Here is a 4,349-nt window from a genome sequence, read left to right as displayed (position 1 = left end):
GGTAAGGACAGACCTGGCGCTGGAGGCCAGGGAGAGCATCAGTGAGGCAGACAGCGAGCTGCGGGGGGTTCGTGTGGAGGAGTACTATTTGGAGGAGGAGGATATACAGGTCACAAAGGTTATGATAGAAACGAAAAATGGGGCCAAGGCTATGGGGAAACCCATCGGCACCTATGTGACCATGGAGGCGCCCGCCCTTGTGGAGCCGGATGAGGATTACCACCGGGAAATTTCAGAATGCCTGGCTAAGGAGCTTGAGGAAATGATACCTGATTCGGAGAAAGAGCAATCCGTGCTGGTGGTGGGATTAGGCAACAGGGAGGTTACGGCGGACGCTTTAGGACCCCAGGTGGTAGACAATCTTTTTGTGACCAGGCATATTATAAAAACCTACGGAAAAGCGGCATATAACTGCAGCAGGATCAATACCATCAGCAGCATTGAGCCTGGAGTTATGGCCAAAACGGGAATGGAAACTGCTGAAATCATAAAAGGAGTAATTCATGAGACGAAGCCGGATGTGCTGATTGTAATAGACGCTCTTGCAGCGCGCAGCACAAGGCGTCTTAACAGAACCATACAGATTACGAACACGGGGATACAGCCCGGCTCAGGGGTTGGCAACCACAGAAATGCCCTGACTCAGGAGAGCCTTGGAGTCCCTGTAATCGCCATAGGAGTACCCACGGTGGTGGATGCGGCTACCATAGTGGGAGATGCTTTGGAGAAGCTTATGGGGGATGACAGTGAATTTGACGGACTGAAATATATGGGGCAGCATCGCCTGGCTTTTGCGGAGCTGAATAATATGTATATGACGGGAAAGGATATCGATGCGGTGATTAAGCGGGTGAGCTTTACCATTTCTGAGGGAATCAATATTGCACTGGAGAAGGAATAGGATGTTTTCATCCGGCATATATATAAAACAGCTCTAAGGAAAGGGAGTGCTGAGCCGTAAAAGGAAGAAAGAACGCAGCCAGTCCCGCTGTGTGGTTGGCGGGGCTGGCTTTCGTGTGCCTGTTTCTTTTGTCCCTGGTACGAGATTTTGGAAAAGATATCGAAGAAGGACAGGATGTGGAGACGAAGGCTTCTCTGGGAGAGGAGCTTTTACATATGGCGGGAAGAGAAATCGGAAACGCATTGTACCGGCAGTTTGTACCGGCGTTTGCCTTTGTGCAGGAAAACGCCGGTGATACTTCGGGAATTTTTCAAAAACAGGTAAATTCTCTTATGCCCTTTTGCCTTTATGCTCAGGAATACGGTTTTTCCGGGGATACCCAGAGTATTCCCGGCACACAGGAGTCCCTGTCGCTGGAAGAAATTCTGCTGGCGGAGTCCCAGGAGGGAAGTGGGGATATTGCGGATGGTGGAGAATTGGAGGCAGATGAGGGGAAAGGACAGGCAGGAGAAGAAAGCCTGCAGGAAGAAGAGGGAGAGACACAGGACGGGGAAATGTCGCTGGATGAACTGCTTCGGGCGGAAAATGAAGCGGCCATGGAGGCCTCTCAGGCCCTTGCAGGACAGGAAACGGGGCAGCAGTTTATTCCCCATGCCCTCCAGAACCCTGTGGATTCCCAGATGCTTCAGGACTATGAGAGTCTTGTGCAGAATTTTTATACCATTGACAGCAATACCATGGCGGGCAGCGACCAGCTTGACGCAAAAAAGCTTCTGGAAAAGGACATGAGCATAGAAAAGGAAGGCGGGGGGCCGCAGATACTGATCTTCCATACCCATTCCCAGGAAACCTTTGCAGATTCGGTTCCTGGGGATGAGAGCACCTCTATTGTGGGGGTGGGGGACCGCCTGGCAGATATTCTTACACAGCAGTATGGGTATCAGGTACTCCACCATAAGGGGCAGTATGATGTGGAGACCAGAGATGACGCCTATTCCAATGCGCTTCCGGCCATTGAGCAGGTGCTTGCGGAAAATCCCTCTATTGAGGTGGTGATTGATTTACATAGAGACCAGATGGCGGAGGAGACCAGACTGGTCATGGACTTAGACGGCAGACCCACCGCCCGTTTCATGTTTTTTAACGGCCTTAGCAGAACAAAGAAAACGGGGAATATTTCTTATCTGTATAACGAAAATCAGGAGGAAAACCTTGCCTTTTCCTTTCAGATGCAGATGGCGGCGGTTCAATACTATCCGGGACTTACCAGAAAAATATATTTAAAGGGCTATCGCTACAATATGCACTTAAAGCCCCGTTATCTTTTGGTGGAGCTGGGGGCGCAGAACAATACGGTGGAGGAGGCCATGAATGCCTGTGATCCCCTGGCGCACATTTTGGATCTGGTGCTGAGCGGGCAGACAAGGCAGCAGACGGACAGTCTGCTTACGCCTGAATAGACTGGACAATGCCTGTAAATTCTGTTAAAATCTAACTCAAATTGTAACGGTTAGAGAGGAATACAAATGGCAGCAGTAGATCAAAGCAAAATACGGAATTTTTGCATTGTGGCGCATATAGACCACGGGAAATCCACCCTGGCGGACAGAATTATCGAAAGGACGGGACTGCTTACCAGCAGGGAGATGCAGGATCAGGTCCTGGATAATATGGAACTGGAAAGAGAGAGGGGCATTACCATAAAGGCTCAGGCAGTGAGAACGGTTTATAAGGCTAAGGATGGGGAGGAATATATTTTCAATCTCATCGACACCCCTGGGCATGTTGACTTTAATTATGAAGTGAGCCGTTCACTGGCGGCCTGCGACGGAGCCATTTTAGTGGTGGACGCCGCCCAGGGCATTGAGGCCCAGACTCTGGCGAATGTGTATCTGGCCCTGGATCACGATCTGGATGTATTTCCTGTGATCAATAAGATCGATCTGCCCAGCGCACAGCCGGAGCGGGTGATTGAGGAGATAGAGGATGTAATCGGCATTGAGGCCCAGGACGCTCCGTTGATCTCCGCCAAAAACGGCGTGGGCATTGACGAGGTTTTGGAGCAGATCGTAAAAAAGATACCGGCCCCGTCGGGAAGTCCAGACAATCCTCTTAAGGCCCTGATTTTTGATTCCCTTTACGATTCCTACAAGGGCGTGATTATCTTTTGCCGTATTATGGAGGGCACTGTCAAAAAAGGCACTGTGATACGGATGATGGCCACGGGCGCAAAACAGGAGGTAGTGGAGGTGGGATACTTTGGCGCGGGACAGTTTATTCCCTGTGACGAGCTGAGCGCCGGCATGGTGGGCTACATCACGGCCTCCATCAAAAATGTGAAGGACACCGCAGTGGGAGATACGGTCACCGATGACAACCGCCCCTGTGCTGAGCCTCTTCCGGGCTATAAGAAGGTGCAGTCCATGGTGTACTGCGGCATGTATCCGGCGGATGGGGCAAAATATCCTGATCTGCGGGATGCGCTGGAGAAGCTTAAGCTGAATGACGCTTCCTTAAACTTTGAGCCGGAGACCTCCATAGCCCTGGGCTTTGGCTTCCGGTGCGGTTTTTTAGGACTTTTACACTTGGAAATCATACAGGAGCGTCTGGAACGGGAATACAATCTGGATCTGGTGACCACTGCCCCGGGCGTTATCTACAAGGTGCACAAGTCAAACGGAGAGGTGATAGAGCTGACCAATCCCTCCAACCTGCCTGATCCGTCGGAGATTGCTTATATGGAGGAGCCTATTGTCAGTGCGGAGATTATGGTGACCTCGGAGTTTATCGGCTCCATTATGGAGCTGTGTCAGGAGAGAAGAGGAAAATATCTTGGCATGGAGTATGTGGAGGGCACCAGAGCGCTGCTAAAATACGAGCTGCCCTTAAATGAAATTATCTATGATTTCTTTGACGCGTTAAAATCCCGTTCCAGAGGATATGCTTCTTTCGACTATGATATCAAGGGGTACGAGCAGTCCAATCTGGTGAAGCTGGATATTTTGATCAACCGTGAGGAGGTGGATGCGCTGTCCTTTATTGTGCATGCGGATTCTGCCTATGAGAGAGGACGGAAAATGTGCGAGAAGCTGAAGGATGAAATTCCAAGGCATCTCTTTGAGATCCCCATTCAGGCTGCAGTAGGCGGGAAGATCATAGCCAGAGAGACGGTAAAGGCCATGAGAAAGGACGTTTTGGCAAAATGCTACGGCGGCGACATCACCCGGAAAAAGAAGCTTTTAGAGAAGCAGAAGGAAGGCAAAAAGCGCATGCGCCAGATTGGCAACGTGGAAATCCCACAGAAGGCGTTTATGAGCGTGTTAAAGCTGGATGACAGAAAATAAAAAACTTGCATTATATTTTCATATTCCTTTTTGTGTGAGAAAATGCCTGTACTGCGATTTTTTGTCAGCCCCGGGAACCCGGGCCCAGATAGAGGCCTATATGG

Annotated in this window: 3 protein-coding genes; all 3 read left to right on the top strand. The window is 50.3% G+C overall.

The annotated features are described in order from the left end of the window. On the top strand, window positions 1-901 hold a 901-nt coding region (gene gpr / locus AC1WIP_RS12135; RefSeq protein WP_481142071.1), incomplete at its 5' end, for a GPR endopeptidase. An 89-nt stretch (window positions 902-990) separates the two neighbouring features. Further along, the gene (locus AC1WIP_RS12130; protein ID WP_481142070.1) at window positions 991-2,361 is read left to right on the top strand and encodes a stage II sporulation protein P; all 1,371 of its coding nucleotides are present in this window, start codon (window positions 991-993) and stop codon (window positions 2,359-2,361) included. A 66-nt stretch (window positions 2,362-2,427) separates the two neighbouring features. Then, window positions 2,428-4,245 carry a translation elongation factor 4 gene (gene lepA, locus AC1WIP_RS12125; protein ID WP_481142069.1) on the top strand — a complete coding sequence of 606 codons (1,818 nt, stop codon included), beginning with the start codon at window positions 2,428-2,430 and terminating at the stop codon, window positions 4,243-4,245. The last annotated feature ends 104 nt before the right edge of the window (window positions 4,246-4,349 follow it).

The organism is Acetatifactor sp. (genome assembly GCF_982438285.1).
This window is presented reverse-complemented; position numbering and strand designations above follow the sequence as displayed.

What these genes read in the sequence shown, in the direction of transcription:
- lepA (WP_481142069.1), top strand. Translation starts at nt 2,428, where the DNA reads ATGGCAGCAGTAGATCAAAGCAAAATACGGAATTTTTGCATTGTGGCG.